Origin of the sequence: Amycolatopsis sp. cg13, from assembly GCF_041346965.1 — a bacterium.
GTDB lineage: Bacteria > Actinomycetota > Actinomycetes > Mycobacteriales > Pseudonocardiaceae > Amycolatopsis.
This window is the reverse complement of sequence record NZ_CP166848.1, coordinates 1,694,988-1,720,380: the sequence shown is the minus strand read 5'-3', so window position 1 is coordinate 1,720,380 and position 25,393 is coordinate 1,694,988. Positions and strand designations below refer to the sequence as shown.

Below are 25,393 nucleotides of genomic sequence, written 5' to 3'. Positions count from 1 at the left end.
GAGCCGGGAGCTGACCGATGACGACGAGTGTTCTAGCGCGCGACCACGGCAGCACCTCCGCCGCGGCCGTGCTCCGGACCGTCCTCGCGCACGGCCCGCTGGCCCGCGACGCCATCGCGGAACTGACCGGCCTCAGCCCGGCCGGAGTCAGCAGGCAGTGCGCGAGCCTCGCCGGCCTCGGCCTCCTCGCCGCGCGCCCGGCAGCTCAGCCTCCGGACCGCCGGGCCGGCCGGCCCCGGACTGAACTCGACATCGCCGCCGACCGGCACGTGGTATTCGGAGTCCACATCGCCCACCACTTCGCCACCCTCGCCGCACTGGACCTGCGCGGGCGGGTCTTGGCCTCGGAGCAGGTGCCGCATCCCGGCGGCGAACCCGGGCGGATCCTCGCCGGGACAGCGGCGCGGCTGCGGGAATTCCGGCAGCACCACGAGAAGGGCCGGATCCCGGTGGGGCTCGGCGTGGCCAGCGGCGGGTGGGTCGACCCGGACACCGGCGTGCTGGTCGAGCATTCCTCGCTCGGCTGGTACGACGTGCCCGCCGGGCCGATCCTGGCGGAGCTGTCCGGCCTGCCCACCCGGGTCGACGGGCACGCCCGCGCGCTGGCCTCGGCGGAGGCGATGTTCGGCGCCGCGCGCGGGTGCGGATCGCTGGTGCACCTGTTCGTCGGCAACGTGGTCGACGCCGCGATCGTGTCCGGCGGACGGCTGTACCGCGGCCCGGGCTCGGCGGCGGGCACCGTCGCGCACCTCCCGCTCGGCGCGCCGGGCACGCGGTGCGCCTGCGGCCGGTCCGGTTGTTTCGAGGCCGACGCGGCCGAATGGGCGGTCACCGCTCGCGCCGGGCGAGTGTCCATTGTGGACGTTGTCGAGGCGGCCGGGGCCGGCGACCCGGTCGCGCTCGACGTCCTGCTCGCCCGCGCCCGCACGATCGGCCGTGCCGCGGCGCTGTTGTTCGACGTGGTCAACCCCGAGGTCCTGGTGGTCGCCGAACCGGGAATCGCGGAGCTGCCCGCCTGCCGGGACGCGGCGCGCGCGGAGGTGTCGGCCCGCTCCCGGGGACGCGTCGACGCGGCGAGCCGAGTGCTCCCGACGAGTTTCCCCGGCCGGGACCTGCTCGGCGTCGCCGCCGGGGCGGTGCAACTGGACGCGCTCTACACCGACCCGCACGCTTTCCTCGCCTAGCGGACTTCGGCGAGTTTCCCGGTGGCGACGTCGAAAACGAAGCCCCGGACCGAATCCTGGTGCGGAATGAAGGGACTGGTCCGGATCCGCGCGAGGGACTGGCGGACGTCCTCCTCGATGTCGGTGAACGCCTCGGCGGCCCAAGCGGGCTTGATGCCGGTTTCCCGCCGGATCGAGTTCCGGAATTCGTCGTCGCCGAAAGTGAGCATGCCGCAGTCGGTGTGGTGGATCAGAATGATTTCCGTGGTGCCGAGCAGTCGCTGGCTGATGGCGAGAGAACGGATCTCGTCCTCGGTGACGACGCCGCCCGCGTTGCGGATGACGTGCGCGTCGCCTTCGGTGAGGCCGAGCACCCCGTAGACGTTGAGCCGGGCGTCCATGCAAGCGAGCACCGCGACGTGCTTGGCGGGCGGCAAGGGGAGCGGCCCGGTGAAATTCGCGGCGTACGCGGCGTTGTTGGCCAGAAGCTCGTCGGTGACGGACATGAGGATCCTTCCGCGAGAAGAATGGACGGGCCGAGTGGACCGCTCCTCGCATCCGGACGCAATCGTGTCCACCACCTGGGCGGACCAGGCCGCGAGTTCACCTCGCGCCGACGAGATCCACCGCCGTGGGCCCGTCCGGCAAATCGGCGATCAGCAGACCGGACTCCACCGCGACAGTCCGGTCGCCGTGCGGGGTGTGCGCCCAATATTTCCCCGGCGGCGGCAACAACGTGGTGCACGGCGTGAAGATTTCCCCTTCGACAGTCCCGTGCACCCGGTGCGGACGGCCGAGAACCGCTGCGGCACCAGCAAGATCGCCCGTCGTGACCAGCGTGCGAACCATCGTCGAGGAACAACCAGGAAGCAGGTCGACGGCGTGTGCGGTGAAGCCGCAGGCAGGCCCGAGCTTCCGCAACAGAGCAGTGTCCCCGGCTCCGCGATGACCAAACCGGAAGTTGCTGCCCGTGACCACAGCGGTGGCGTGCAGGGCGCGCATCAGAACGTCCGCGACGAAATCCTCGGCTGACGTCCGCGCGAGGCATTCGGTGAACGAGAGCACCAGCACCTCGTCGGCACCGTGACTCCGCGCCAGTTCGGCACGATGTTCCAGCGTCGCCACCGGCCTGGTGTCGCGCGGCCGTCCGGCGATCGTCGCTGGGTGCGGGTCGAAGGTCGTGAGGACCACCGGCGCGCCGCGCTCCCGGCCGAGGCGCACAGCGCGCTCGAGCACGCGCTGGTGACCGCGGTGCAGTCCGTCGAAAACGCCGAGCGCCACGACGGACCGGCCCCAGCCGTCCGGCACCTCGGCGGTGCCGTGCCAGAAAACAGTGCTCACGCGAACCTCCCGAGGCCGGACAGTGGTGGGAACCGCGGCGCCCCCCGGAGAACGCGGAGGCGCCGCGGCGGATCAAGAACCCCGCTTCTTGAGGAACGAGACGTCGTCGTTGCCGATCAGGTCCGGCACGGTCCAGCCGTCGAGGTCGTATTCGGACAGGCACTGCTCGGCCAAGCCCTTCATTGACTCGGTGGTGCCCTGGGCCTCGGCGGCGAACAGCAGCTCCGCCTTGACGTTCTCGTGGTTGCCGGAGTAGTTGCGCTCGTAGAGTTCGTGCCGTCCGCCGAATTCCGAGCCGACCGCGTCCCACAGCGCCTTCATGACCTTGACCCGGTCGACCGCCTCGTAGCCGTTGGAGCCGCGCACGTACTTGTCCAGGTACGGCCGCACCTCGGGAGTCTTGAAGTCGACCGAATGCGAGTTGAGGTAGATCAGGCCGCTGGCCACGTCGGATTCGATGATCTCCTTGATGCGCGGGTACGCCTGGATCATCAGCATCCGGTAGGTGAGGCCGTAGTCGAGCTTGGGCAGCAGCGTCCCGTTGGTCCACTCGTCCGGATTGCGCGCCATCGCGTCGGCGAGCGCGAAGAACGTGTTGCGCCAGCCGACGACCTCGCCGACCCGGGTCTGCACGCCGCGGAAGTCCTTGCTGCCGGTGATCTCCAGTGCTTTGAGCAGCAGCCCGGCGATGAAGTCGATCTTCGTGGCGAGCCGGATGCAGCCGTGGAAGGTGAAGCGCGGGATGAAGCCGGAGACCGGGAAGAACCCGTTGATCTTCTCGATGTCGCCGTAGAGGAACACGTTCTCCCACGGCACGAGCACCTTGTCGAACACGAAGATGGTGTCGTTCTCGTCCATCCGGGAGGACAGCGGGTAGTCGAACGGGCTGCCCATCACCGCGGCCTGCTGCGTGTAGGAGGTGCGGCAGATGAGCTTCACGCCCGGCGCGTCCATCGGCACCGTGCAGATGAGCGCGAACTCCTTCTTCTTGATCGGCAGCCCGTAGTGGGCGATGAAGTTGTAGTTCGTGATGGCCGAACCGGTCGCGACGACCTTCGCCCCGGAGACGATCAGGCCCGCGTCGGTCTCCTTCTCGACCTTCATGAACACGTCGCCGACCTCGTCCGGCGGCAGGTTCCGGTCGACCGGCGGGTTGATGATCGCGTGGTTCCAGTACAGGACCTTCTCCTGCGACTCCTTATACCAGCGCTTCGCGTTGTCCTCGAACGGCGCGTAGAAGTCGGAGTTCGCGCCGAGCGTGCCGAGGAAGCTGGCCTTGTAGTCCGGGCTGCGGCCCATCCAGCCGTACGTCATCCGCGACCAGGTTTCGATCGCCCGGCGGTCGGCGAGCAGGTCGTCGACGGTGTGCGGGCTGCGGAAGAACGGGTGCGTGACGCCGCCGTTGCCGGTGTCGGTCGGCACGGTGAGCGCGTCGCGGGTGTCGGGCGAGTGCAGCGCGTCGTACAGCCGGGCGGTCATCCGGACCGGGTTGCGGAAGGCCGGGTGCGTCGTGACGTCCTTGACGCGCTCGCCGTAGATCCACACCTCGCGTCCGTCCTGAATGGACTGGATGTACTCGTCGCCGGTCATCGGCGCGGAAGCGGTGGGGGCGGCGGCCGCGGAGCGGTCCTGCTGGATGGTCATCGCGATGTCCTTTCGGATGAGGGTCAAGCCGCGTGCGGGCGCAGCGGGGTGAACGTGGTCGAGGCGCCGAACCAGCCCGCCTCGGGGCAGTCGAGCGAGCCGCCCCAGTGGGTGCCGGTCTCGCGGGGGCCGAGTTCGCGGAACGCGCCGGCGTAGAACAGCAGCGGCTGCCGGTCTTCGACGGCGATGTCGACGACTTCGCCGACCACGATCAGGTGGTCGCCGCCGTCGTAGGTGCGCCACGGCCGGCAGGAGTACACCGCGGCGGAGCCGACCAGGACCGGCGCGACCGGCCCTTCGGCCCACTCTGGCCCGGGATCGGCCGGGCGTCCGGCGAAGTGCCAGGCGGTGTCTGCCTGGTCCGCGCCGAGCACGTTGACGGCGAAGGCGGCGCCGTCGAGGTAGCTGCAGGCCTTCGATTGCCGGGTGAGCGTGACCTGGCACAACGCGGGTTCGAGCGAGACCGCGGTGAACGCGTTGACCGTGGCCCCGTGCGGGGCGTCCTGGTCGTTGCGGCAGGTCACCACGGTGACCCCGGTGGCGAACCGGCCGAACGCGTCGCGCAGTTCGCGGGACGGAACCGTCATCTCGCACCTCCTCGTGCGATGTACGCTATGCGTACGAAGTGAACGCTATGCGTGCAGTGAGAGGAAGGATGCATCAGGAGGCGGCGGAGGTCAAGGCCGTGCCCGGAGCGGGTGAAATACTGCGGAGCGTGACGGCAGCCGGAAACGAGCGCGACTTCGTGCAGAGCCTGGAGCGCGGGTTCGCCGTGCTCCTCGCCTTCGACGAGGAGCGCACCAACCCCACGCTCACCGAACTCGCGACGGCGACGAACCTGTCGCGTCCGGCGGTGCGCCGCCTGCTGCTGACCCTGCAGCGGATGGGCTACGTGACCAGCGACGGACCTCGCTGGTCGCTCACCCCGCGCGTGCTGACGATCGGCCAGCACTACACGGCGACCCGGGCGATGATCGACCTGGCGCACCCGCACCTGCTGCGGCTGGCCGAGGCGACGGGGGAGTCGGCGTCGCTGGCGGAATTCGACGCCAACGAAGCGGTCTACGTCGCGCGGGTGCCGGTGCGGCGGATCATGAGCATCAACGTCGCGGTCGGCACCCGGCTGCCCGCGCACGCGACCTCGATGGGCCGGGTGCTGCTGGCGTGGGCGGGGCCGGAGCGGATCACCCGCTACCTGGAGGAGGTGCCGCTGCGGGCGTACACCGCGCGCACCGTCACCGATCCGGCGAAGCTGCGGCTCGAACTCTCCGCGGTGCGCGACGCCGGTCTGTCCGTTGTGGACGGAGAGCTGGAGGAGGGACTGCTGTCCGCCTCGGCCCCGGTGCGCGACCGGACCGGGGCGGTCGTCGCGGCGCTCGCCTCGTCGACGACCACCGGGCGGTTCGCCCCGGAACGGCTGCGCAAGGAAACCGTTCCGGTGCTGCTCGAAACCGCGGCGGCGATCAGCACGGACCTCGGGTACGACCCGAGGCCCGCGCCGGTGAAGCGGGACGGCTTCTACTGATTTCGGGTTACCTGATCAGGGAAGGACTTTGCGTGAGCACCCCGTCGCGCGCGACGATCTTTCCCCGCTTCATCACCAGACTGCGCGGAGGCGGAAGCACGACGAGTTCGCCGAGCGCTTCTCCCGGCAGCACAACAAGATCGGCGACATCGCCTGCGGCAAGATCGGCCTTCTCGTAACCGAAAGCAGCCCGCCCCCGCTGGGAAGTCATCGACAGCGCGAACTCCAGATCCTCGTCGCGGCGGAAGTAGGACTTGTACGACAGCATCATCGCCCGCGCGAGGATGTCGCCGTCGCCCCACGGCGACCAGCGGCTTCGCGACGAATCCGAACCGAGGCACATCGGGACGCCGAACTCGGCCAGCCGCCGCACGTCCGGCACCGGCAGGAGGCCGTGCACGCCGACCGCGACGGCGATTCCCGCGTCGGCCAGGACGTGGCTGGTCTTGGCGAGCTGGTCCGGCGTCGGCCAGGGCTCGGCGAGGCAGAAGACGTCGCACAGGGACACTTTCCCTTGCAGGCCCAGCGCTTTCGTGCGTTCGGCGATCTGCCTGATCAGCCACCGGCCGAGTTCTCCGGTCTCGTGCAGGTGGAAGTCCACCGCGACGCCGTACTTGCCCGCCAGCCCGAAAATGGTGTCGAGGGAGGCCTTGGCGTCCCCGTCGATTCCGGCCGGGTCGACTCCGGCGACCCCGTCGATCCCGAGCTTGAGAGCTTCGTCGAGGAAGTCGGCGGTTCCGGGATGGCTGAGGACGCCGATCTGCCCGAAGGCGATGATCTCCAGATCGACCTGTTCGGCAAAAGCCGCGCGCACCTCGAGCATCCCGTGCACGCCTTCGAGCCCGATTTCCGGAGCGACATTGGCGAAAGTGCGCACGTTGGTCGACCCGTGGCGGATGCATTCGGCGAGGAACCGGCCGCCGCGCAGCGCGCTGGGCGTCGTGGTTTCCCGCCAGTCCTGCAGCGTGTCGGCGAACATCTGCTCCATCGTGATGGCCTCAGACGTGCGCCGGACCCACGGTTCGCCCCACAGGCTCATGTCGAGGTGGGCGTGCCCGTCCACGAAACCGGGGAGCACGATCTGGCCGGCCAGGTCGATCCGCTCCTCTCCGTCCTCGGCGGGCGGCACGGCGAGGACCTTCGCGATCCGTCCGTCCTCGATCACCAGCGTCTGTGCCTCCGGGGCTCCGTTGAGCCGCCCGTTCGTCAGCACGGTGCGTGGCATTGCTTCTCCTCTCCGCCCGCGTCGAGGGACGCGGGGTCAGCGGCATTCAGGAGCGGCGGGCGGCCAGTCTGGCTTCCGCCGCGGCGGCGAGGTGGTACGCCGCGAGCGAGGTCAGCAGGATCAGGAAGACCGCGCCCCAGATGAAGTCGTAGTCGTAGACCGCGGCGGCGACGGTGAGCGTCGCGCCGAGGCCGCTGCCGGTCGACAGCCATTCGGCGACCATCGCGGCGCCGATCGAAACGGGAATCGCGATCTTGACCGACGCGAGAAGCCCCGGCAAGGCATAGGGAATCCGCAGCCGCAGGATCGTTTGCCAGCGCGGTGCTCCGGCGGAGCGCAGGATGTCTTCGGCCGCGGCGGGAATCGCCCGCATGGCCAGCAGGACGTTGACGACAGTCGGGAAGAAGGTCATCACCGCGATCAGCACGGTGACCGCCACCAGACCCCGGCCGAAAACCAAGGCGAGCAGCGGGATGATCGCGAGCATCGGAATGGAGCGCAGCGCGACCGACACGCCGAGGACCGCGCTTTCGACCGCCTTGAACTCGAAGGCGGCGATCGAGACCAGCACCGCGAGCACGACGCCCGAGAACAGGCCGAGCCCGGTGTCGCCGAGCGTCCGGAGCAACTGGCCGAGCATGTACGGGAGCGCCTGGGCCGATTCGGCGTCCGTGGTGCCGAGCGAGGTGTGGCCGTGGAGCAGGTAGGGGAGGACGCGGTCCGGGGCCGGGGCGATCGAGGACGCGCCCGGCAGCAGGATCGCCACGCCCCACCAAGCGGCGAGGATGACCGCGAGGGTGCTCACCAGGCTGAGCCCGCCGCTAAGCAGTCGCCGGGCCGCACTCGGTTTCGGCGCGGCGCGTTCGGCCGCACCAAGGGTCGTCTCGACCGAGCGCAACGCGGGAACCAGCAGTTTCGCGATCAGCGGGATCGCGGCGTAGCAGATCGCGGCGAGCAGCGACGTCACGACGAGCAGACCCCAGAGCCGGGCCACCTGGAACGCGCCCTGCGCCTGGATCATCGCCACGCCGAGGCCGTGCTCGGCGCCGAGGTACTCGCCGATGATCGCGCCGAGCAGCGCGCTCGGTGCGGCGATCTGCAGGCCGCCGACCAGATTCGGCAGCGCGGCGGGGATCCGGGCGCGCCGCAGCACGGTCCATTCGCTGCCGCCGGCGGCGCGGATGACGTCGACCGAGCCGGCACTGACGGACCGGAGTCCTAAGAGGACGGAGGCGACGGTCAGGAACACCACCGACTGGGCGGCCAGGATCACGCTCGGCGTCCCGGACGAGAAGAGGATCGACAGGATCGGCGCGACGGCGACCAGAGGCAACGCGATCGCGGTGACCGCGAACCGCTCCAGCACCCGTTGCATGATCCGGTACCGGGACGTCAGCAGGGCGGCGGCGATCGCGAGGGCGTTGCCCCACAAGAACCCTTGCGCCGCTTCGCTGATCGTCGCGGCGATGTTGGGACCGTAGAAGCCGCGGTCGCTCCACATCTGCCGGAGGAGTTCGACCGGTGACGGAACGACGCTGGCGTACGGTCCGGACAACGAGACCAGGTGCCACAGGGCGATGACGATGACAGCGGCGAGGGCGGCACCGCCGTATCTGCGGATCGTGCGCCGGGGCATTCAGCTGCCCGCCGGGTTCTCGAACAGCACCGCCGACAATTCGTCGCACAACTCGTGGAACTTCGGTTCGCGCAGCGTCGCGGCGGTGCGCGGCCGGGGGAGATCGATCGTGACGACCTTCGAGATCGTGCCGGGTCGCGGGCTCATCACCACGACGGTGTCGCACAGCAGCACCGCCTCGGAAATGCTGTGCGTGACCAGGACGGTCGTGGTGCCGCGGTCCAGCCACATCCGCTGCAGTTCGAAGTTCAGCCGCTGCCGGGTGAGATCGTCGAGCGCGCCGAACGGTTCGTCGAGCAGCAGCAGGTTCGGGTGGTTGATCAGCGCGCGGGCCAGCGCGGCTCGCTGCCGCATGCCGCCGGAAAGCCGCGACGGCCGCGATTTCTCGAAGCCGGACAGGCCGACCAGGTCGATGAGCTCGGCGACGTCCCGCGGGTCCGGTGTTCGCCGGGCGACCTGCAACGGCAGGGTGATGTTCGCTTCGACACTGCGCCAGGGGAGCAGGCCCGCGTCCTGGAAGGCGACGCCGATCCCGTGCTGCGAACGGAGTTCTCGCGGAGCGGTGCCGTTGACGGAGATCGTGCCGGACGTCGGAGTGTCGAGGTCGGCCAGCATGCGCAGCACGGTGGATTTGCCGCAGCCGGACGGGCCGATGATCCCGGCGAACGCTCCCTTCGGCGCGGTCAGTGAGAACTCGCGGACGGCTTCGACCTGCTGCTTGCCGTCGTGGAAGGTCTTCGTCACGCAGGACAGGTCGAGACCGCCTTGGGCGGCCATGGCGTCAGAAGAGTTCATTGGTGAACAAGGAGGGCGAAGTTTTGACACCGACGATGTTCTGCAGCGCGTTGACGGTGTCCTTGATCAGCGCGTCGGACATGGTGAGCACCGGGCCGCCCGCTGTCGGCTGCATAAACGGCTTCATCGCTTCGAGCGTCTTGACCTGCGAAGTCGCCGTCAGGCCAAGGGATTTGCCGTACTTCGTCACGGTCGTCTGCGCGGCAGCGGCCGGATTGCCCAGCGCGTCCTGCCATCCCTGTTGGCTCGCCGCGACGACTTTCTTCAGCAACGCCGCCTTGTCCGGATCCTTCAGCGCGGCACCGGTGGTCACCAGGACGTCCTGCATCCGGTTGAAGCCGTAGTCCGCCAGCAGCATGGTGTGCGTCTGGGCGCCCTTTTCGCCGAGCGTCACCGGCTGATTGGTCGCGATGCCCCACAGTGCGTCGATCTCGCCGGCGACCAGGGGAGCGGGGTCGAAACTGATCGGCACGAGCGTGACTTTCGCCGGGTCGACGCCGTTCTTCCGGAGGAACGCCAGCGCGGTGTTCTTGCCGGACAGCGTGATGCCGAGCTTCTTGCCGACGATGTCGCCCGGCGTCTTGACCGGTGCTTTGGCCAGCGAGACCCAGCATTCGGGGCTGCGCTGGAACTGCGCGCCGACGATCTTGAGGTCGTTGCCGCGCTGCGCGGCGTTCGCGACGTTCTCCGGGACCGGTTCGACCGCGAGCAGCGCCTTGCCGGTGAGGACGATCGGTTCCGGGCTGGTCGTCGGGCCGCCGGGGAGGATCTTCGGGGTCAGGCCGTTCTTCGCGAAGTGCCCGTTCTCGGCGGCCATGAAGAAGCCGGAGTACTCGGCGTCCGGGACCCAGCCGAGCTGAAGGCTGAAGTCCTGGCTGCCTGAGCTGCCGCCGCAGGCGCTCAGCAGCGAGGTCGTGCCGAGGAGGGCCGCGCCGCTCCCGGCCAGTCTGAGCGCGTCGCGCCGGCTGATCCCGGCGCGGGGGAGGTTGTCGTCCACGCTTGCTCCTCTGCCTGCAGTGGTCGGGTGCCGTGGACGAAGGCTAAGCTCAAAACCGGACAGAGGCAATACCGGTAATACCAGTTTGCTCCGCCGCTCGCGGCCGGCGGGAGCGGCCTAAGCTGCCGTGGCGGGGGAACCTCCGGCACGACAGGGGAGAAGGAGGAGGCGGTGGCCTTCAGCACGCAGCGCGCGCGGGTGGCGGACGAGCTTTTCCGGGGCATCCGGCACGGCAGGTACCCGGGCGGGAGCAAGCTGCCGTCGGAGCGGAGGCTGGCGCTGGAATTCGAAGTCTCGCGGCCGGTGGTGCGGGAAGCGCTGGGGATGCTGAGCTCGCTGGGACTGGTCGAGATCCAGGTGGGCCGGGGCGCGTTCGTGACCGAGAAGGACGTGGCCGCGCAGTCGCAGGAGGTGCAGCGTTCGCTGACCGACATCGACCTGGTGCGGGAAGTCCTGGAAGTCGGAGCCCTCCAGCTGGCCCGTCGGCGCGGGGTCTCCTCCGAGGGCCAGGCAACGGTGCGCGAGGCGCTGGAACGGCTGGAGAAGACCGTGGAGGCGGGGCAGGAACTCAGCGAATCAGACCATGCGCTGCACCGGGCTTTGGTGCAGGCTTCCGGGTCTGAATCGCTGATCCGGCTGTGGGACGAGCACACCGCGGAGATCGACCAGATCGTGCAGATCGATCCCAAGGGACATGTGATGGATCGGGACGATCTGGAGCGGCATCGCTTGCTGGCGGGCGGAATGCTGGGCGGGGACGTCGACGCGGCGGTGGAGGTGTGCCAGTTTTTGCATGAGGCGTACCGGGATTTCCTTCGCCGACTGCTGGGCTGAGTGCGGGATTCCGTTCTCTGCTCGATGTTTTCCGGCGAATGACGGAGAACTGGCCACATCGGACTGTGCACCGCCGTCGCGCCGGGACACCGCTGCCGCCGAAAATTGTCGGTGCCCGCCGCTACCTTTCTTGGCATGACGCTTCTGGAGTTCCGCGAGGACGGCGAGTACTCGCCCGAATACGGCACCATCGTGCTTCGAGACGTGTACCGCGACAAGACTTTGCCCGCGCTGAGCAACGAACTTCTCGGCGAAGGCGGGACGGAGACGTCGTCCGGCACAGTCGCGACCGCGGGCGACGGCTGGCTGCACGCCACGGCGAGCCGCTTTTATCAGGCAATCCGCTGCGAAGCGCACGACGGTCCGCCAGAAGTGCAATTCGGGAGCTGGGAAGACATCGTCGAGTCGCCCTTTCGCAGCCGTTCGGGGATCGCGGGACTGGGCTGGTTGACGGGCGGGACGCTCAGCGCGGAACTGAGTCTGGGCGCGAACGGGTTTTTCCGCGTCCGGGTGTGCCGCAAACCGGCGGAAGCGGGCGAGGAAGGCGACGTCTGGCTGTTTCAATTCTGGCCGCAGGAGGTTCCGGAATCGCCGCGGTGGCTCAAGCGCACCCGTCCGGCGATTCACCCGGAGGATCCGGGCTGGCGGCAAGTGTTCGGGTACGACGTCATCGAAGTGTCGTGGTATTTCACGCTCGTCGGCATGCTGCGCCCGGACGGCTGGCTGGACGAACCGTTGCCCGGCGAGGAGCAGCCGTCGGAGAATGTGTGCGCCCAACTGGGCGTCGACCCGCCGCGCACGCGTCGGGACGCGATTCCGCTGCTGGTCGCCGCGGGGCTGCTCGTGGAGGACGGCGACGGCGGATACGAGGCGGGAACGCCGCGGCGGGCCACGGAAGTGCTCGACCTCCCGGACGAACTGGCGAACCGGATAGACGCCGCCGCGATCCGTGCCGGCTACGCCTCGCTGGCGGCCGACCTGGTCAGCATCGCGGCCTGGTCGAATCCGGCGCACGTAAGGGATTTGGCCGAGTTGCTGGCGGTGCCGGAGGAAACCGTCGAGCCATTGCTCGCGTACGCGGTCAGCGACAAGCTGATCCGCCGGGAAAACGGTGCCGTCACAGCGCTTCCTCGCCGACCGCAGCCGACCCGGCCGGTACGCAGGCAGGTCAAGACCGTGCGCAGGGAGGAACCAGCGACCGCGGCCGGTTCGCCGCCGAAAGCGGGTTTCGTCTCCGGCGACGGCACAGTTGTCGTGTGGCGCGCGGGGGAACCGGTGGCCCTCGGCCGGGTCGAGAGCGACTATCGCTACCGCGCGTTCGAGACTCTGGCAGGCGTTTACGTCGCCGCCTCCGGCGGGCAAGGACAGCTGATCGACTGGGCCGGTGCTGCCAGCCAGGTGCCGGTGGACTTGGGCATGCTGCCGGTCCGCAGCGTCGACGGACGCTGCTTGGCCGGTGTGGAGACGCACATCGGCCGGCGGACGTGGGACCAGGTGCATGTCTTCGACGTGGCCACCGAAGAAGTGTGGAGCCTGCCGAAATCAGCCGAGCTGACCCGAACAGTCCTGGCCATCCACGACGGCTCCGTGTACTTCACCACCAGGTTGGGAGACGGGACATTCACCGCTTCCCGCTGGACGCCAGGCCAGGAACCGGTGGAGTTTGCCTCGGCACTGCATCAGCTTGACCCGCTTTCCGGCGCTCAAGTGCGCGAAGAAGCCGGGGAGGCAGCGGTGTTCAGGGCGTCGGGGGAGCGGCGGGCGTTGCCGGAACCCCATCGCTGGCGCTTCGTGCCGGGCGGCGCGTTGATGCATTCGACCGGCTGCGAACTGCCCGCGGTGGAGGTGCTCGACCTGGCCGCCGGGACAACCGCCGAATATCCGCTCCCCGAGGGCTGCGACACCAGCGGCACCCCGTCGACCGCACCGATCTGGGAAACCCCCGGCACGCTGGTCTTCTCCCAACCGAACCGCGGGTCGACCCGCCGCATCATCCGGTGGCACTTACCGCGAAACGCGTTCGAGCATTTCGACCTGCCCGAGATCGCGGGATACCGCCCGTTCCTGGTCGAACCGATCCTCGTCCGGCAGGCCGATCCCGGGCAGCCGGACGCTCCAGGCCGTCGCCCTCGTGGCGACGGCCCGGAGCAGCTGTCCGATCAGGTTCAGCGATGAGCCGTCGCGACAGGCGTGGCGGCCCCCAGTTTCCATATCGCGTATCCGCGGGATACCGCCCGTTCCTGGTCGAACCGATCCTCGTCCGGCAGGCCGATCCCGGACAGCCGGACGCTCCAGGCCGCCGTCCTCGTGGCGACGGCCCGGAGCGGCTGTCCGATCAGGTTCAGCGATGAGCCGTCGCAACCGGCGTGGCGGCAGCCAGCTTCCACACCGCGTACCCGATCGCGTCGGAGTTCTTCTCCAGCGGCGTGTCCGGGATGTTCGCCGTCGTGTCGCAGGCGCGGTGGTAGCAGTTGTCGAACGGTGCGCCCGCCGTGCCGCCCCACTTGTCGGCCTGTTCGTAGCTCTTGATGTCGCCGGCGCCGGTCGCGAGGCCGCCGACCGGGATGCCCGCGCGCTTGAACGACGCGTGGTCGGACCGGCCGTCGCCTTCGGTGTCTCCCTCGGTCTCGATGCCGATGGAGGCGAAGTACTCGTCGAAGACGGCCTTGACGGAAGCGACGTCGTCGTAGACGAAGTAGCCCCAGTTCTTCGAGCCGATCATGTCGAAGTTCAGGTAGGTCTTGATCTTCGCGCGCTCGGTGCTCGACAGGGTGCTCACGTAGTACCGCGAGCCGACCATGCCGGACTCCTCGTCGGCCCACCACGCGAACCGGACGCGCTTGGCCATCGCCGGGTTCGTGCGGGCCAGCGTCAGCGCGACCTCGAGGATCGACGCGCTGCCGGAACCGTTGTCGTTGATGCCGGGGCCCGCGCTCACCGAGTCGAGGTGCGCGCCGAGCATGAGGACCTGGTTCGCGTCGCCCTGCGGCCATTCGGCGATCAAGTTCTGCGACTGGCCGGTGCAGCTCGTGCAGGTCTGCCGTTTCGTGGTGTAGCCCGCGTTCTTGAGCAGGTTTTCCACATAGGACACCGACGCCGCGTAGCCGCCGCCGCGCGGCGAACGCGTGCCGCCGTTGTTGCGGGCGATGGTCTGCAGCTGGTTGAGATGCGTCTTGATGTTGGCCAGCGAGATGTCCGGCGCGGCGAGCGTCGAGGCGGGCGCGGCGGTGGCCGCGGGCACGGTGACGACGCCCAATACGGCCACCAGGGCGGTGACCCCGGCGCCGAGTCTTGTCTTCCACTTCATGGCGGTGCGTTCCTTCGGTTGGGGGAGCGGGGATTCCGGGGACGGGGACTGCCTGACGAGCGGCCGGGTCCCGCCGGTCAGCGGGGAGCGGGACCCGGCCGCGTCAGGTCAGGGCCGCGCCGTGCAGGTCGGCTCGCCGGAGACGGCGGGCACGGAGACGGCGTTCCAAGCGGCCTTGGTCGCGTTGAATTCGGTGCAGCTGCCCGGGTAGAGCGCGATCGCGGCCTCCAGCGTCGCCTTGCGGGCGGCGCGGTGGTTCCACGACGAGGTCTTCTTCAGCAGGCCGTTGTAGAAGATCTTGGCGGCCTTCTGAATGCCCACCCCGGTCACGCTGCTGTTGTTGCACGTCGGGCTGGCCGGCTTGCCGCTGCCCGGGTTCGAGCCTTCGGCGAGCAGGTAGAACCAGTGGTTCTGCGGACCGGCCGCGGCGTGCACCTCGGTGCTCGGGATCGACGAGGAGTAGCAGTTCGGGTCGCCGACCTTCGACGGGTTGTACATGTAGCGGATCGGGCCCTGGCCGACCAGGTTGACGCCTTCGCCGACCTCGTAGTCCGGCCGGTCCTTCGCGTTGTTCGCGTACGCTTCGGTCATCGCGCCGAAGATGTCGCCGGTCGACTCGTTCAAGCCGCCGTTCTCGTTGCCGGAACCCGCGCCGCCCGGGGTGGTCTGGAAGATGCCGTGCCCGAACTCGTGGCCGACGACGTCCATCGAGGTGGCCTGGCGCCGGTTGTCCTGCGAGTGCCCGAAGTGCGTCGAAGAGCCGTCCCAGTAGGCGTTGACGTCGTTGAGCCCGACGGACGCCGGGTAGCCCCGGCCGCTGCCGTTGATGCCGTTGCGGCCCAGCCAGTCCTTCAGCATCTTCCACTCGGTCTGGACGCTGAACAGGGTGTCGACGCAGCCGGTTTCGAGGTTCGTGCCGGAGCCGTTGCCCCAGCTGTTGTCCGGTCCGCTGTAGACAGACCCGCCCTCGCGGCCGCAGCTGAGGCCCGGGCGGCCGGGGTCGCGCATGGAGTAGGTGGAGCCGGACTGCGTCGTGTCGATCGAGACGGTGCCGACGTAGTAGCTGTTGCCGGTTCCCGCGGCGTTCACCGCGTTCGACTGCGGCTGGGACTTGGCCCCGGAGCTGAAGGTCTTGATGTCGTCCCGCTTGTCGAGCACCGCGCCGGTGGCGGCGTCGACGAACACGTGCAGCTTGCTCGGCGCCGTGGCGGTGCGCCCGGAGACGACTACCTCGTAGGCCAGCTTCGGATTCGTCCCGGCCAACACCACCTTCTCCGGCGTGCTCACACTGTCCACAGTGGGCAGTTGAGCGCGCGCGGCGGAAGCCGCCTTCGCGGCGTCGAGAACGGCCTGCGTCCCCACGGAGATGGGCGCGGTCTCCGCGGCGCTGGTGCCGCGGACGTTCCCGGCCCCGTCCGCGACGACGACCGCGTCCCCGCCCACGACCCGCAGGCCTTGGTAGGTGCGCTCGTAGGCGCCGTAGAAAAGTCCGGCGTCGCCCGCGGTCAGGCCGACGCGCCGGAACGCCTCCGCGGGGCCGCGGCTGAGCGCGGCGAGCCCGGAGGCGACCGCTTGATCAGCGGCGCGCGCGGCTGCCGCGTCCGGGGACGCGGGCTGGGCTTCCTGGGCCGCGCCGGCCGGAACCGTCGGCAATACGAGCGTCATAGCGAGCCCGGCGGCAGCCGCCAGGCCCGTCGTGAGTCCGCGATGGGGCATCGAGGTCTTCCTTCCATGAAGGCAGGACGATGGGTGCGGGGAGAGGGAACGTGTCCGGCCGCTTACGGTGGGTATGCGGCCGAGCACAGTCGAGTAAAGGATCGGCGCATCGGGGCGTCAATGCTCCAAACGGACCAACGGTATGTTCAGGATTCGCCGGTCAATTCGTATATGCCTTGCCGATGCAGGGATTTTCGGTGCTTTCGGCATCGAGCCGACTTTCGTAGGGAATGTCCCGGCTGCCGTACGAATGTCGGAAAAGTTCGCCCGGGAATGACCGGCCGGCCCGCGGGCGCGGCGCCTCCGGGCGCTATTCCTGAGCGATCGTGTCGAGCACGGCGAGGGCGAGTTCGACACTGCCCGCCGCGTCGGCCGCTCCGGCTTCCTTCCGCCCCGGGCCGTACACCCGGCAGCGGTCGTCGCCCAGCGGCTCTGTCCAGAGGCCCACCGCTTTGGTGTAGCGGACCGCGGGCCGGAAACCGAGATTGTCATGGGAGGTGAACGGATACAGCGCACGCAGCCGCGGTTGCCGGGCGGCGGCCGCGAGGAACGAGTGCAGTGCTCTCAGGCGAGCGGCCTGCCATGGGTTGGCGAGGTGCTGCTGCCACGTGAACTCGATGCCTTCGCCGCGTTCGCAGGCCTCGGACCAGGGACTGAACTCCGCGAAGGGGCACGCGGCATTGAGCTGCCGGACCGGAACGCCGCTCAGCCAGATCCGGATCGACTCGGCGACGGCGGCCAGCTGCGCTGTGTTCCCGTGCGCCAGCTGGACCCCGGATGCCCAGAACTGCAGGGTGAATACTCGTTCTTCGCTGCCCATGACGACATCGACGCTGCGGTCTTCGTCGCGCACGACAGCGGCCACGTCGCGCCACCCTGGAGACGACAGGAGACGAGCCTCAAGGTCGTGACCCGCCCGGTCGAATTCGCGCTGCAGCGCGATCTGGAACGACGACGCCTCGGCGATGTCCGGGTACAGACTCCAGTCCACCAGATTCCCCCAGAAGCAGCTGATCTCCCGGTTTACCGGATACGGGCGGAGTGGGTGGCGGCTGGCCGATCGCGGAGAATGTCGGTGCGTTGGCGGGCACCCGCTCGTCGGCGCGACCGCCGGGAAGATCACCGTCGGCAGGAAAACCCTTGCTACGACTGGGCATCGCGGCGATCACGGTGCACGGATCGGGGCGGTCGGCGATCTCGGCCGCGACCTTCCGAGCCTTGCGGCGATAGGCGCTGTTCTCGAGCGCTTCCGCCACGGCTGCACGGATTCCGGCCGCCGAGTCCACCGTGATCGACGTCCGGGACGCGGCCGCGCGGGCGGCGTTGATCGGCTGGTCGGCCCCTTGCGGCCAGAGCACCATGGAGAGCCCGTGCGCCAGGGTGCCGAGAATGGTGCCGACACCGCCCGCGCCGACCACTAGAGCGGCCCGGTCGAGCAATTGGCCCAGCGGCACGAAGGGCACGTACTGCACACGCGGGTCGGCTCGGATCTCCTGGCTCGCGGTGGGACGCCGGAGCGACGAGCCGAGCGTGGGGAGCACGTTGGCCCCGCCGTCGGCGACCGCCGCTACGGCCGTGGAGAGCACGTCCGGGTCGGAGAAGATGGTGCCGAACGTGACGAGCACCGTCGGCCTGCCGGGAGGGTCGAATTCGGACAGTTCCAGCGCGACGTCCTTGGCCCGGCGGTGCGCCTGCGGCCGGACCGGGCGCACCAGAGAACCAGGGGCCCAGTCCGGATCCTGCAGCTGCGGCGGGCACGGGTCGAGATAACTCGCGGCCGGGGCCGGGCAGTCGCGGCGGGCCGAGGCCGCGCGATCGATCTCGTCGCTGATCACCGCTGGCAGCGCTGGTCCGATTCCGGCGCGGTGCCAGGAGATTCCCAGCCGAGCGGCGACGGTGGGGCCGATGGCATCGAAAGGCTCGGCGATAACCATGTCCGCGTGCCAGTCGGCGGCTTTGTCGATGCTTTCGGAGAGGCTGAGGTCGACGCGTGCTCCGCCGATGACCGCGGGCGTCGGATGGAACACGTCGGCTCCGGTGCGGCGGGCCGCTTCCTCGGAGAACTCGCCTGACATCGCTCCGGCGTCGAGGAATTCGACCTCCGGGGGAAGTTCGGCCGTGATCGCGGACCGGAATCCGGCGCTCGACAGCAAGCCGACTGAGTGCCCGGCTTCGACCGCCGCCTGCATGAGCGGAACCAACGGCAGGATGTGGCCGAAAGCGGGGGTCGCGCTGACGAGAAGCTTCATGGCATCGTCCGTCCTTCGAAGCGGCACCCGTTGTGCCGCAGGGAATTCCGGCGGGCGTCGCTGGCTTCAGCGATGACCTTATGCCTGGTGAAGGACGGCGAGGGGCGAAACCGTCGCGGAGTTGCCTGTTGCGCGCACAGACGCTGCTCGAAAGACCGGTCTGTCCACATTAGACTTCGCCGCCTCGCAGGCGATCGCGAGGCGGCGAAGGGGTTCGCTCAGGCCGGGGAGCTGGCGGTGGGGACGTCGATGCCGTGCGCGGCCACGACTTCGGCGCTTCCGTCGGCGAGGCGGTAGCGGAGGCCGACGACGGCGGCCCGGCCGTCGGCGACGCGGTCGGCGAGTACGCGGGAGCGGTCGAGCAGCAGGTCGACGGTGTGTTTGACGTGCTCGGCGAGGATTTCGTGCGGTTCGACCCGGCCCGCCGCTCGTGCGGCGAGGACGCTGGGGGTGACTTTTTCGACGACGTCGCGGACGTAGCCGACCGGCGCGAGCCCGTCCTCCAGCGCCGCGCGGGCCGCGCCGACGGCACCGCACGAGTCGTGGCCGAGGACGACGACGAGGGGGCAGCTCAGCAGGTCGACGCCGTATTCGATGCTGCCGAGCACTTCGCCGCCGATGACCTGGCCGGCGGTGCGCACGACGAAGAGGTCGCCGAGGCCGCGGTCGAAGATGATCTCGGCGGCGAGGCGGGAGTCGGAGCAGCCGAACAGGACGGCGAAGGGGTGTTGGTTCGGTGCGATCGCCGCGCGCCGGGCCGCGTCCTGGTTCGGGTGTTCCGGCGTGCTGGTGACGAAGCGCTGGTTGCCGGCCATGAGCAGGTCGAACGCTTCCTGCGGGGTCGGCGGTGTCGTGTCGGCCATGGCTTCAGCCTAAGCCGGGAAGGGCCGGCCCGGGTGTTGCGATCGTCTCGCCGCCGAGAGGTTTCGACGCGGGCCGGAGCGGTTAGCGTCCGCGGCCCAGTGCCTCCCGTTTGACGAACCCGACCAGCGCGGTCGCCACGAACAGGACCGCGCCGACCACGATCAGCCAGAACAGGCCCTTGATCACCACCCCGAGCACGATGCACACCAGCCAGATCACCAAAAGCAGACCGAGCAGCGCCAGCATGGGGGTCCTCCTGACCGTCGCCGGGAATTGCGGTTCACCCGACGGGTACCCCGGCACGCCCGGACCATGCGGCCCCGATCGCGCTGACGACGCCGGGACCCCTCCCGCCGGGGCCGGGCACTCTTGCCGCCGACGAGCTCGGCTCAGGAACGGAGCGCCCAGTGCCCGGACAGCGATGCGCAACCACTTCTCCGCGGGGACAGGATCTACGGCGCTTCACCAGGCTGACCTCGGCGCAGCTCGCGGGGAGGCCAGGTCGCGTCCGGCTCCTCTTGACGGTTGTCGGCACCGCGGCTGCGCTGGCCGCCTGCGGCTCAGCGCCGCCCACTGCCGCGCCCGCCAGCCGCCCGGCGAGCGCACTGTCGTCGAGCCCGTCTGCCTCGGAGTCCGACCCGCCGCCCGCGCCGATCAAGGCGGACCCGAAGTACCTGCCGAGCTGGATGCGGGACGCGACCGAGAACCCGTCCGACACGGTGGCCCAGGACTTCGCTGCGGCCGCGATGACCCGCTTAGAGAGCGATCTCGTCCACCGCGGGCTGGGGTCCTTGCAGGAACTGCCCGACTTCCCGCAGCGCGCGGTGCGGCAGTGCACCGCGCTCAACGCCCGCCTGCCCGACCCGGACGGCGAGGCAGTCCGGAGTTTCAGCACTCCGCGGCATCCGGTGAGCCGGGCCGAGGGCACGCGGATCAACGCGGCCATTCGCCGGGACTGCACCTGATCCACAGCAGGCAACGGAGGCGTGGTTGGACCGGTTCCGGCCCTAGGTTTCGGCCGCGCAGCGCGGACCGCTGGTGATGATCGGCGTCCAGCGGATGTGGCGGAATCCGCCCCGTCAGCGGTCAGCGACCAGATTCGACCAGCTGCCCGCTTCCAGTTGCGCCAGCAAGTCCTCGGCCATCTCCCCAGCACCGTCGTCCGGGCAGGCCAGGGTCCGCAACGTTTCCGCCGCGCTGCGGATCTCGCGTTCGACCGCGTCGATCAGGTCCACCGGCTGCCCGTCTTGGCCGCGGTAGCTGTCGTATCCGGGCTCCGGGACGAAACAGCCCCACCAGTCCAGCAACGTATTCAACGCCGCGATGCGCGGCTTGCCCGGCAGGTCCCGGACGACGCCGAGCAGGATGCGCGCCGCCGGGACCGCGGCCGGGTACAGGGTCCCGCCATGGTCGTTGCCGACTGCGGCGACCAAACGGCGGACCGCCGAGGCGGCGTCGTCCGCAGACGCTGACTTGGCTAGATCTCCCGCAGCGGCAGCGGCTTCCGCCGGCCGGTACCACGTCGGTCCAGGCAGTGCGTGCCAATCCCGGGAGTCCATCGCGTCACCGTACACACGACATCGGCGTTGGCCCCAGCGCCGACCAGCTGATCCGCTATCTTTCGCCCGTGGCTATCGAGGTGGTGGAGGGCACCCTGGTCGAAGTCCCGACCAGCGACGTCACGGGCATGGACCGGCGGGCGTTCGGCGAGTTCGTCGGGCCTCGGGGCGAGCTGGCGTCGTACGCGCTCGGCTGGACTGCCGGGGCGGACCCGCATGTCGCTCGGCTTTCGGTCGGGATCGGAGCGGGCAACCCGGGCGGCGGGACCTTCCACGCGGTCGTCTTCGACGACGGGGACGGGCACGCGTTCTCCTTGGTCGACGACCCGTTCGAGCGCGTCCCGGAGGGCGGCCCGCACCTGACCGCGGAGAAGGCGCGCGCCCACGGCGACCTGCCGTTCGTCTGGGCGGTCGCCGATCTGGTCATGGAGCGCGACCGGCGGGCTTGGTGGCTGCTGCATTGGCTGCTCGGCACGACCTGCGTCCAGAGTGCCGAGGTCTTCGAATGCCGCGAGCCGATTCTGCGGGTCCGGCACGGCGACGACGGCGTCTGGCATCTTCTCGGTGCCTCGGACCTCGACCGCGGCACCGCCAAGACCGGGCACCTGCACCACGCCATCGACGAGGAGCAAAGCCTGCTCGACGTCCTCGACCTGCCGCCCGGCGGCAGCGCGGTCCGGACGAACGCCGGGAGTCCGTGGGAGACCGACGGTTCCACTACCCGGTGAACAGGGCTGGCGTGATCGACTTTCCCGGCGAATAGTTCAGTGAAGGCCTTGAGTCCCCTCAGGAAGTGACGTCCGGCGGTGGGCGTTCCCGCCCGTCGCGGGGTGGAATCGGGAAAGGGCGCGGGGGAGGAGCCGGGAGATGGACGACGTGGAGCTGACGCACCGCGAATGCGTCCGGCTGCTCCGGTCGCCCGAACGCGGCCGCCGCGGCATCGTCGCGATCGACGGCCTCAAGCCGGTCCCGCGCGTCTGCCTCCTTCTCGACGCGGGCGACGTGCTGATCCCGACCGGCCCGGACAGCGGGCTCGTGCGCGCGGCGGCGATGCGCCCGGTCTCGCTGGAATTCACCGACCTGGACAAGGACGGGCGGCCGCGGTGGACGGTCCGCGGGATCGGCCTCGCGCGGCCGATGACCGGGCTCGACGTTCCGCGTCCGGTGCCGCACAGCACCGTCCTCGCGGAGATGCCGGACGCGTTCCGCAACGGCGTCCGGGTCGCGGTGGCCCGCTATCGCGGGAACCGGCCCGCGGACGGGGTCGTGATCCCGGCCCCTCGCGAGGGTTGAGCGGGAGCGGCGCTCGATAACCATTCGGCGACACCGTTCTCAGGCTCCGCCAGGCTGGTTGCGACCGGATATGATGCATTTGCCTGAAATCAGTTGTTCCTGCGTTTCGTGCACTGCTGGTGTCCGACACGAACGGCTGAGTGATCAGGGGGGACTGCGAGGCGAACGCTTCGCGGAAGTGTCATTCAGTCGGAAGGAACCATGAGAACTACTGTCAGGACGTTGAAGTTCGTCGCGATCTGGCTCCTCGGCGCCGGAGCGGTGCTGCTGGGCCTGGGATTCCTCGGCGAGATCACCGCGCCGCCCCGCAGCGGCGCCAATATCGGCGCGGCCGCCGCTTTCACTTTCGGAATGTGCTGCACCGCGTTGGGGCTGGCGGTCGGCGTGGTGGCGGCGGTGACTTGGCGGCGGGTCCCCAAGGGCGAGCGGGGCCCCGCCGGCCCTTTGCTGCCTTGGGAACACCGTCTCCGGCGCTTGACCGCGGCCGCGGTGATCATGATCGCTGCCGGGGCCGTCCTGCAGAGCGCGGGGATCATCGCCCTCCTTCAGCAAACCGTGCACTCCGACCGGCGCGGTGCTTATGCGATCTACTTCGTCGGCCTTGGCAGTGCCGTTTTGGGTTTGCTCGCGGGGATTCCGTACGCGATGTTCTGGCTGTCCTGGCGGAGGACCGTCGCCCATCTCCGGCTCTCGGGCCGCGCGTAGCGGTCAGGCGGGCCGCATTGTCCGCATGGTGCGCTCGACTTCCCAGAAGGCCCGCACGGCGGCGATCTTGCCCGCCTCGTCTACCCGGTAGACGAACACGCCCTCGGCCTCGAGCACCTGTCCGTCGTGCTGGCTGCGGACGTGGCCGGTGAAGGCGACTTCGTTCCCGCACGCGAAAGAATCGTCGAAGAGGAACTCGATCGACTCGTTGGGCGCGATGGCCTGGTCCCAGAACGCCGAGATGGCGTCCCGGCCGCGGTGCCCGTTGCCGTCCGGGTCGAAGTGCGAAGGGCCGACCGGGTCTTCGACCAGGGCGTCCGCGGCGAACAGGTCGAGCCACGCCGCCTTGTCCCGCCTTCGGACGGCGGCGTGCAAGGCTTGGGCGGCGGCGCGTGCGGCGGTCATGGAACCTCCTGGGGTCGATAGCCTGTGGACCATGGTGTTCGACTCCACGCGGCTGGACCTCCAGCCGTACGCCGGGTTCGAAATGGGCCGTTACGTCCGGCGGACGTATTGCAGCTGGGAGGACTCCGGCTGGGAATCCTTGCTCGTGCAGCGGTTCGAGCACGTCCCGGTGGCCGAGGACATGGAACTCCCGGCCGCGGCCGATCTGCACCTGGTGTTGCCGACCAAGGGACGGGCGGTGCTGGAGACGCGGCGAGGCGGCCCGTGGAGGCGAAGTCCGTGGATGCCGGGGCGGGTCGAGTTGATGCCGCCGGATCAGCCCGCCGTGCGCCGCTATCGGGCGGACGGGGTGCTGAACAGCGTGCAGGTCCACATTCCGCGGGCCACCGTCGATGCGACCGCGGCCCAGCTCGGCGGCGCCGCGGTGGACTTCGCCGCGATGGCCGCGTCGTTGACGGCGGGGGATCCGCTGGTCGAGGAGATCATCCGAGCGCTCGGCGGCGCGAGCGAAGCCGACGATCTCTACGCCGAGTCCGCGGCGGCGTTCCTGACGATGCAGCTGCTCACCCGCCATGCCCGGCTGTCCGCCGGGACGCAGCCGAAGCGGGAGCATCCGCGGGTCCGGGCGGTGGTCGCGGCGATGCGCGAGCGGCTCGCCGAGCCGATCACCCTCGCCGACCTCGCCGGCGAGGCGCACCTGAGCGTCTACCACCTCGTCCGGGTCTTCAAGGAAGCGACCGGGGCGACGCCGTACCGGTATCTGACCCGGTTGCGGATCGACGAGGCGAAACGGCTGTTGCGCGACACCGATCTGACGATCGCCCAGATCGCCGGGCGATGCGGCTTCGCGAACCCGGCGGTGCTGTCGACGGCTTTCCTGCGGCACACCGGAATGCGGCCCTCGGCGTACCGCGATTCTTGACCGGGACGGCATCAGGAAACGGTTCGCGTGTGCCGGAACGCTTCCCTGATCTCCGACACCAGCAGATCCGGCTGCTCAAGGCCGGGGAAATGGCCGCCGCGGTCGAGTTCGTGCCAGGAGCGCAGATCGAGGTACCGGCGTTCGGCCCAGTGCCGGACGGTCGGCCAGGGATCGGCCGGGAAAATCGAGCAGGCGGTCGGGACGGTCACCGGTTGCGCGTTCTCCGCTTCCGCACTGCGCGGCACCCAGCGCATCGCCTCCCAGTACCACCGGGACGACGAGGCGCCAGTGCCGGTCAGCCAGTACAGGGCGATGTTGTCGATCTGCTGCGAAATGCTTACGCCGCCACCGATTTCGGGCCGATTGTCGGCGTAGGCGGCGAATTTCTCGCCCAGCCACGCGGCCAGCCCGGCGGGGGAGTCGAGCAGCGAATAGCCCAGGGTCTGCGGGCGGGTGCTCATTTGCATCCCGAAGCCGTAGCCGTCGGTCAGGTGCAGGGCGCGCCGGTCGAGGACGCGTTGTTCGGCGGGGCTGGGCGCGAGCAGATCGTCGGGCATCGGCGAGGCCACCGGCATCGTCAGGTGCAGACCCGCGACGCGCTCGGGCACGATCCGCGCGAGCTCGGTGCTCACGAACGCGCCCCAGTCCCCGCCGTGCGCGCCGAAACGCGGGTAGCCGAGCACGGTCATCAACTGTGCCCACGCCCGCGCGGTGCGCCCGGGATCCCAGCCCTGCTCCCGCGGCCGGTCGCTGAAGCCGAACCCTGGCAGCGCCGGGATCACCAGGTGGAAGGCGTCGCGCGCGGAACCGCCGTGCGCGACGGGATCGCTCAGCGGTCCGATGACGTTCTCGAACTCGAGGATCGACCCGGGCCAGCCGTGCGTCAGGACCAGCGGCAGCGCTTTCGGTTCGGGGGAACGCACGTGCCAGAACGCGATGCCAAGGCCGTCGACCACCGCCCGGTAGTGGGGGATGGCGTTCCACTGCTCCTGCCGCGCGTGCCAGTCGTGTTCCCGCCAGGCCGTCAGCAGCTTCGCCAGCTGGGCCAACGGGATGCCCTGGGCCGCGTCCGGCACGGTCTCGTGTTCGGGGAGCCGGACCCGGTCCAGTCTCGTCCGCAGATCGGCAAGATCCTCTTCGGCGACGCGGATGGGCGCGGGGCGGGGCAGCGGGTCGTTCGCGGAAATATCGGCCACGAGTGCAACCGTAGGGC

Annotated in this window: 26 protein-coding genes; 9 read left to right on the top strand and 17 right to left on the bottom strand. The window is 69.7% G+C overall.

Annotated elements, in window-relative coordinates:
• Nucleotides 1-17 precede the first annotated feature (17 nt).
• Entirely contained in the window at nt 18-1,184 is a 1,167-nt protein-coding gene (locus tag AB5I40_RS07645) for an ROK family protein (protein ID WP_370937724.1), read from the top strand.
• Here the strand turns inward: AB5I40_RS07645 and AB5I40_RS07640 are convergent.
• From AB5I40_RS07640 to AB5I40_RS07625, 4 genes are all read right to left on the bottom strand, one after another.
• Nucleotides 1,181-1,669, bottom strand: a complete 489-nt coding sequence (locus AB5I40_RS07640) for a beta-class carbonic anhydrase (protein ID WP_370937723.1) — start codon at nt 1,667-1,669, stop codon at nt 1,181-1,183. The genes AB5I40_RS07645 and AB5I40_RS07640 overlap by 4 nt on opposite strands.
• Before the next feature lie 97 nt (nt 1,670-1,766).
• A complete protein-coding gene (locus AB5I40_RS07635; RefSeq protein ID WP_370937722.1) occupies nt 1,767-2,504 on the bottom strand; it encodes an adenylyltransferase/cytidyltransferase family protein in 738 nt (245 codons plus the stop codon).
• A 72-nt stretch (nt 2,505-2,576) separates the two neighbouring features.
• Nucleotides 2,577-4,148, bottom strand: a complete 1,572-nt coding sequence (locus AB5I40_RS07630) for a 4-hydroxyphenylacetate 3-hydroxylase family protein (RefSeq protein WP_370937721.1) — start codon at nt 4,146-4,148, stop codon at nt 2,577-2,579.
• Nucleotides 4,149-4,171: 23 nt separating this feature from the next.
• Nucleotides 4,172-4,735, bottom strand: a complete 564-nt coding sequence (locus tag AB5I40_RS07625) for a flavin reductase family protein (protein WP_370937720.1) — start codon at nt 4,733-4,735, stop codon at nt 4,172-4,174.
• Nucleotides 4,736-4,863: 128 nt separating this feature from the next.
• Here AB5I40_RS07625 and AB5I40_RS07620 point away from each other — a divergent pair, with 128 nt between their 5' ends.
• Entirely contained in the window at nt 4,864-5,673 is an 810-nt protein-coding gene (locus tag AB5I40_RS07620; RefSeq protein WP_370937719.1) for an IclR family transcriptional regulator C-terminal domain-containing protein, read from the top strand.
• A 7-nt stretch (nt 5,674-5,680) separates the two neighbouring features.
• Here the strand turns inward: AB5I40_RS07620 and AB5I40_RS07615 are convergent, their stop codons facing one another.
• From AB5I40_RS07615 to AB5I40_RS07600, 4 genes are read right to left on the bottom strand one after another with little or no spacing between them, the layout of a single operon-like run.
• Nucleotides 5,681-6,898, bottom strand: a complete 1,218-nt coding sequence (locus AB5I40_RS07615; RefSeq protein WP_370937718.1) for an amidohydrolase family protein — start codon at nt 6,896-6,898, stop codon at nt 5,681-5,683.
• A 46-nt stretch (nt 6,899-6,944) separates the two neighbouring features.
• Nucleotides 6,945-8,534: an ABC transporter permease gene (locus AB5I40_RS07610; RefSeq protein ID WP_370937717.1), complete on the bottom strand. Its 1,590-nt coding sequence runs from the start codon at nt 8,532-8,534 to the stop codon at nt 6,945-6,947.
• Nucleotides 8,535-9,329: an ABC transporter ATP-binding protein gene (locus AB5I40_RS07605; RefSeq protein WP_370937716.1), complete on the bottom strand. Its 795-nt coding sequence runs from the start codon at nt 9,327-9,329 to the stop codon at nt 8,535-8,537. It lies immediately after the preceding gene.
• On the bottom strand, nt 9,316-10,326 hold the full coding sequence (locus tag AB5I40_RS07600; protein ID WP_370937715.1) for an ABC transporter substrate-binding protein: 1,011 nt from the start codon (nt 10,324-10,326) through the stop codon (nt 9,316-9,318). The genes AB5I40_RS07605 and AB5I40_RS07600 overlap by 14 nt, the downstream gene beginning before the upstream one ends.
• 171 nt (nt 10,327-10,497) lie before the next feature.
• On the opposite strand from AB5I40_RS07600, the gene AB5I40_RS07595 reads away from it, so the two are divergent.
• Nucleotides 10,498-11,160, top strand: coding sequence for a FadR/GntR family transcriptional regulator (locus AB5I40_RS07595; protein WP_370937714.1), 663 nt, complete (start codon nt 10,498-10,500; stop codon nt 11,158-11,160).
• 135 nt (nt 11,161-11,295) lie between these two features.
• Nucleotides 11,296-13,335, top strand: a complete 2,040-nt coding sequence (locus AB5I40_RS07590; protein WP_370937713.1) for a hypothetical protein — start codon at nt 11,296-11,298, stop codon at nt 13,333-13,335.
• 166 nt (nt 13,336-13,501) lie between these two features.
• On the opposite strand, the gene AB5I40_RS07585 is transcribed toward AB5I40_RS07590, so the two are convergent.
• The 6 genes from AB5I40_RS07585 to AB5I40_RS07560 form a co-directional block, all read right to left on the bottom strand.
• Nucleotides 13,502-14,467: a M28 family metallopeptidase gene (locus AB5I40_RS07585; protein ID WP_370937712.1), complete on the bottom strand. Its 966-nt coding sequence runs from the start codon at nt 14,465-14,467 to the stop codon at nt 13,502-13,504.
• Nucleotides 14,468-14,575: 108 nt separating this feature from the next.
• Nucleotides 14,576-16,183: a M4 family metallopeptidase gene (locus tag AB5I40_RS07580; RefSeq protein ID WP_370937711.1), complete on the bottom strand. Its 1,608-nt coding sequence runs from the start codon at nt 16,181-16,183 to the stop codon at nt 14,576-14,578.
• A gap of 310 nt (nt 16,184-16,493) precedes the next feature.
• Entirely contained in the window at nt 16,494-17,174 is a 681-nt protein-coding gene (locus AB5I40_RS07575) for a DUF6193 family natural product biosynthesis protein (RefSeq protein WP_370937710.1), read from the bottom strand.
• Nucleotides 17,083-18,432 carry a glycosyltransferase gene (locus AB5I40_RS07570; RefSeq protein ID WP_370937709.1) on the bottom strand — a complete coding sequence of 450 codons (1,350 nt, stop codon included), beginning with the start codon at nt 18,430-18,432 and terminating at the stop codon, nt 17,083-17,085. The genes AB5I40_RS07575 and AB5I40_RS07570 overlap by 92 nt, the downstream gene beginning before the upstream one ends.
• 218 nt (nt 18,433-18,650) lie before the next feature.
• Nucleotides 18,651-19,295: a carbonic anhydrase gene (locus AB5I40_RS07565; RefSeq protein WP_370937708.1), complete on the bottom strand. Its 645-nt coding sequence runs from the start codon at nt 19,293-19,295 to the stop codon at nt 18,651-18,653.
• Nucleotides 19,296-19,377: 82 nt separating this feature from the next.
• Entirely contained in the window at nt 19,378-19,542 is a 165-nt protein-coding gene (locus tag AB5I40_RS07560; protein ID WP_344273237.1) for a hypothetical protein, read from the bottom strand.
• Nucleotides 19,543-19,814: 272 nt separating this feature from the next.
• Here AB5I40_RS07560 and AB5I40_RS07555 point away from each other — a divergent pair, with 272 nt between their 5' ends.
• Nucleotides 19,815-20,261 (top strand): hypothetical protein, encoded by a 447-nt coding sequence (locus tag AB5I40_RS07555; protein ID WP_370937707.1) that lies wholly within the window; start codon nt 19,815-19,817, stop codon nt 20,259-20,261.
• Between the two features lie 114 nt (nt 20,262-20,375).
• Here AB5I40_RS07555 and AB5I40_RS07550 read toward each other — a convergent pair whose 3' ends face one another.
• Entirely contained in the window at nt 20,376-20,855 is a 480-nt protein-coding gene (locus tag AB5I40_RS07550; protein ID WP_370937706.1) for a hypothetical protein, read from the bottom strand.
• A 68-nt stretch (nt 20,856-20,923) separates the two neighbouring features.
• Here AB5I40_RS07550 and AB5I40_RS07545 point away from each other — a divergent pair, with 68 nt between their 5' ends.
• The 3 genes from AB5I40_RS07545 to AB5I40_RS07535 all read left to right on the top strand — a co-directional run bounded on the left by AB5I40_RS07545 (nt 20,924) and on the right by AB5I40_RS07535 (nt 22,853).
• Nucleotides 20,924-21,583 carry a hypothetical protein gene (locus AB5I40_RS07545; RefSeq protein WP_370937705.1) on the top strand — a complete coding sequence of 220 codons (660 nt, stop codon included), beginning with the start codon at nt 20,924-20,926 and terminating at the stop codon, nt 21,581-21,583.
• A gap of 139 nt (nt 21,584-21,722) precedes the next feature.
• Complete coding sequence (locus tag AB5I40_RS07540) at nt 21,723-22,148, top strand: hypothetical protein (protein WP_370937704.1); 426 nt, start codon at nt 21,723-21,725, stop codon at nt 22,146-22,148.
• A gap of 201 nt (nt 22,149-22,349) precedes the next feature.
• The gene (locus tag AB5I40_RS07535) at nt 22,350-22,853 is read left to right on the top strand and encodes a hypothetical protein (RefSeq protein WP_370937703.1); all 504 of its coding nucleotides are present in this window, start codon (nt 22,350-22,352) and stop codon (nt 22,851-22,853) included.
• A gap of 3 nt (nt 22,854-22,856) precedes the next feature.
• Here AB5I40_RS07535 and AB5I40_RS07530 read toward each other — a convergent pair whose 3' ends face one another.
• Nucleotides 22,857-23,258 carry a nuclear transport factor 2 family protein gene (locus tag AB5I40_RS07530; RefSeq protein ID WP_370937702.1) on the bottom strand — a complete coding sequence of 134 codons (402 nt, stop codon included), beginning with the start codon at nt 23,256-23,258 and terminating at the stop codon, nt 22,857-22,859.
• A gap of 31 nt (nt 23,259-23,289) precedes the next feature.
• Between AB5I40_RS07530 and AB5I40_RS07525 the strand changes: the two genes are divergently transcribed.
• On the top strand, nt 23,290-24,180 hold the full coding sequence (locus AB5I40_RS07525) for a helix-turn-helix domain-containing protein (protein WP_370937701.1): 891 nt from the start codon (nt 23,290-23,292) through the stop codon (nt 24,178-24,180).
• Nucleotides 24,181-24,191: 11 nt separating this feature from the next.
• On the opposite strand, the gene AB5I40_RS07520 is transcribed toward AB5I40_RS07525, so the two are convergent.
• Nucleotides 24,192-25,376, bottom strand: a complete 1,185-nt coding sequence (locus AB5I40_RS07520; RefSeq protein ID WP_370937700.1) for an epoxide hydrolase family protein — start codon at nt 25,374-25,376, stop codon at nt 24,192-24,194.
• Between the last annotated feature and the right edge of the window lie 17 nt (nt 25,377-25,393).

What these genes read in the sequence shown, in the direction of transcription:
- AB5I40_RS07645 (WP_370937724.1), top strand. Translation starts at nt 18, where the DNA reads ATGACGACGAGTGTTCTAGCGCGCGACCACGGCAGCACCTCCGCCGCG.
- AB5I40_RS07640 (WP_370937723.1), bottom strand. Translation starts at nt 1,669, where the DNA reads ATGTCCGTCACCGACGAGCTTCTGGCCAACAACGCCGCGTACGCCGCG.
- AB5I40_RS07630 (WP_370937721.1), bottom strand. Translation starts at nt 4,148, where the DNA reads ATGACCATCCAGCAGGACCGCTCCGCGGCCGCCGCCCCCACCGCTTCC.
- AB5I40_RS07625 (WP_370937720.1), bottom strand. Translation starts at nt 4,735, where the DNA reads ATGACGGTTCCGTCCCGCGAACTGCGCGACGCGTTCGGCCGGTTCGCC.
- AB5I40_RS07615 (WP_370937718.1), bottom strand. Translation starts at nt 6,898, where the DNA reads ATGCCACGCACCGTGCTGACGAACGGGCGGCTCAACGGAGCCCCGGAG.
- AB5I40_RS07610 (WP_370937717.1), bottom strand. Translation starts at nt 8,534, where the DNA reads ATGCCCCGGCGCACGATCCGCAGATACGGCGGTGCCGCCCTCGCCGCT.
- AB5I40_RS07605 (WP_370937716.1), bottom strand. Translation starts at nt 9,329, where the DNA reads ATGAACTCTTCTGACGCCATGGCCGCCCAAGGCGGTCTCGACCTGTCC.
- AB5I40_RS07590 (WP_370937713.1), top strand. Translation starts at nt 11,296, where the DNA reads ATGACGCTTCTGGAGTTCCGCGAGGACGGCGAGTACTCGCCCGAATAC.
- AB5I40_RS07585 (WP_370937712.1), bottom strand. Translation starts at nt 14,467, where the DNA reads ATGAAGTGGAAGACAAGACTCGGCGCCGGGGTCACCGCCCTGGTGGCC.
- AB5I40_RS07580 (WP_370937711.1), bottom strand. Translation starts at nt 16,183, where the DNA reads ATGCCCCATCGCGGACTCACGACGGGCCTGGCGGCTGCCGCCGGGCTC.
- AB5I40_RS07570 (WP_370937709.1), bottom strand. Translation starts at nt 18,432, where the DNA reads ATGAAGCTTCTCGTCAGCGCGACCCCCGCTTTCGGCCACATCCTGCCG.
- AB5I40_RS07565 (WP_370937708.1), bottom strand. Translation starts at nt 19,295, where the DNA reads ATGGCCGACACGACACCGCCGACCCCGCAGGAAGCGTTCGACCTGCTC.
- AB5I40_RS07560 (WP_344273237.1), bottom strand. Translation starts at nt 19,542, where the DNA reads ATGCTGGCGCTGCTCGGTCTGCTTTTGGTGATCTGGCTGGTGTGCATC.
- AB5I40_RS07550 (WP_370937706.1), bottom strand. Translation starts at nt 20,855, where the DNA reads ATGGACTCCCGGGATTGGCACGCACTGCCTGGACCGACGTGGTACCGG.
- AB5I40_RS07540 (WP_370937704.1), top strand. Translation starts at nt 21,723, where the DNA reads ATGGACGACGTGGAGCTGACGCACCGCGAATGCGTCCGGCTGCTCCGG.
- AB5I40_RS07535 (WP_370937703.1), top strand. Translation starts at nt 22,350, where the DNA reads ATGAGAACTACTGTCAGGACGTTGAAGTTCGTCGCGATCTGGCTCCTC.
- AB5I40_RS07530 (WP_370937702.1), bottom strand. Translation starts at nt 23,258, where the DNA reads ATGACCGCCGCACGCGCCGCCGCCCAAGCCTTGCACGCCGCCGTCCGA.
- AB5I40_RS07525 (WP_370937701.1), top strand. Translation starts at nt 23,290, where the DNA reads ATGGTGTTCGACTCCACGCGGCTGGACCTCCAGCCGTACGCCGGGTTC.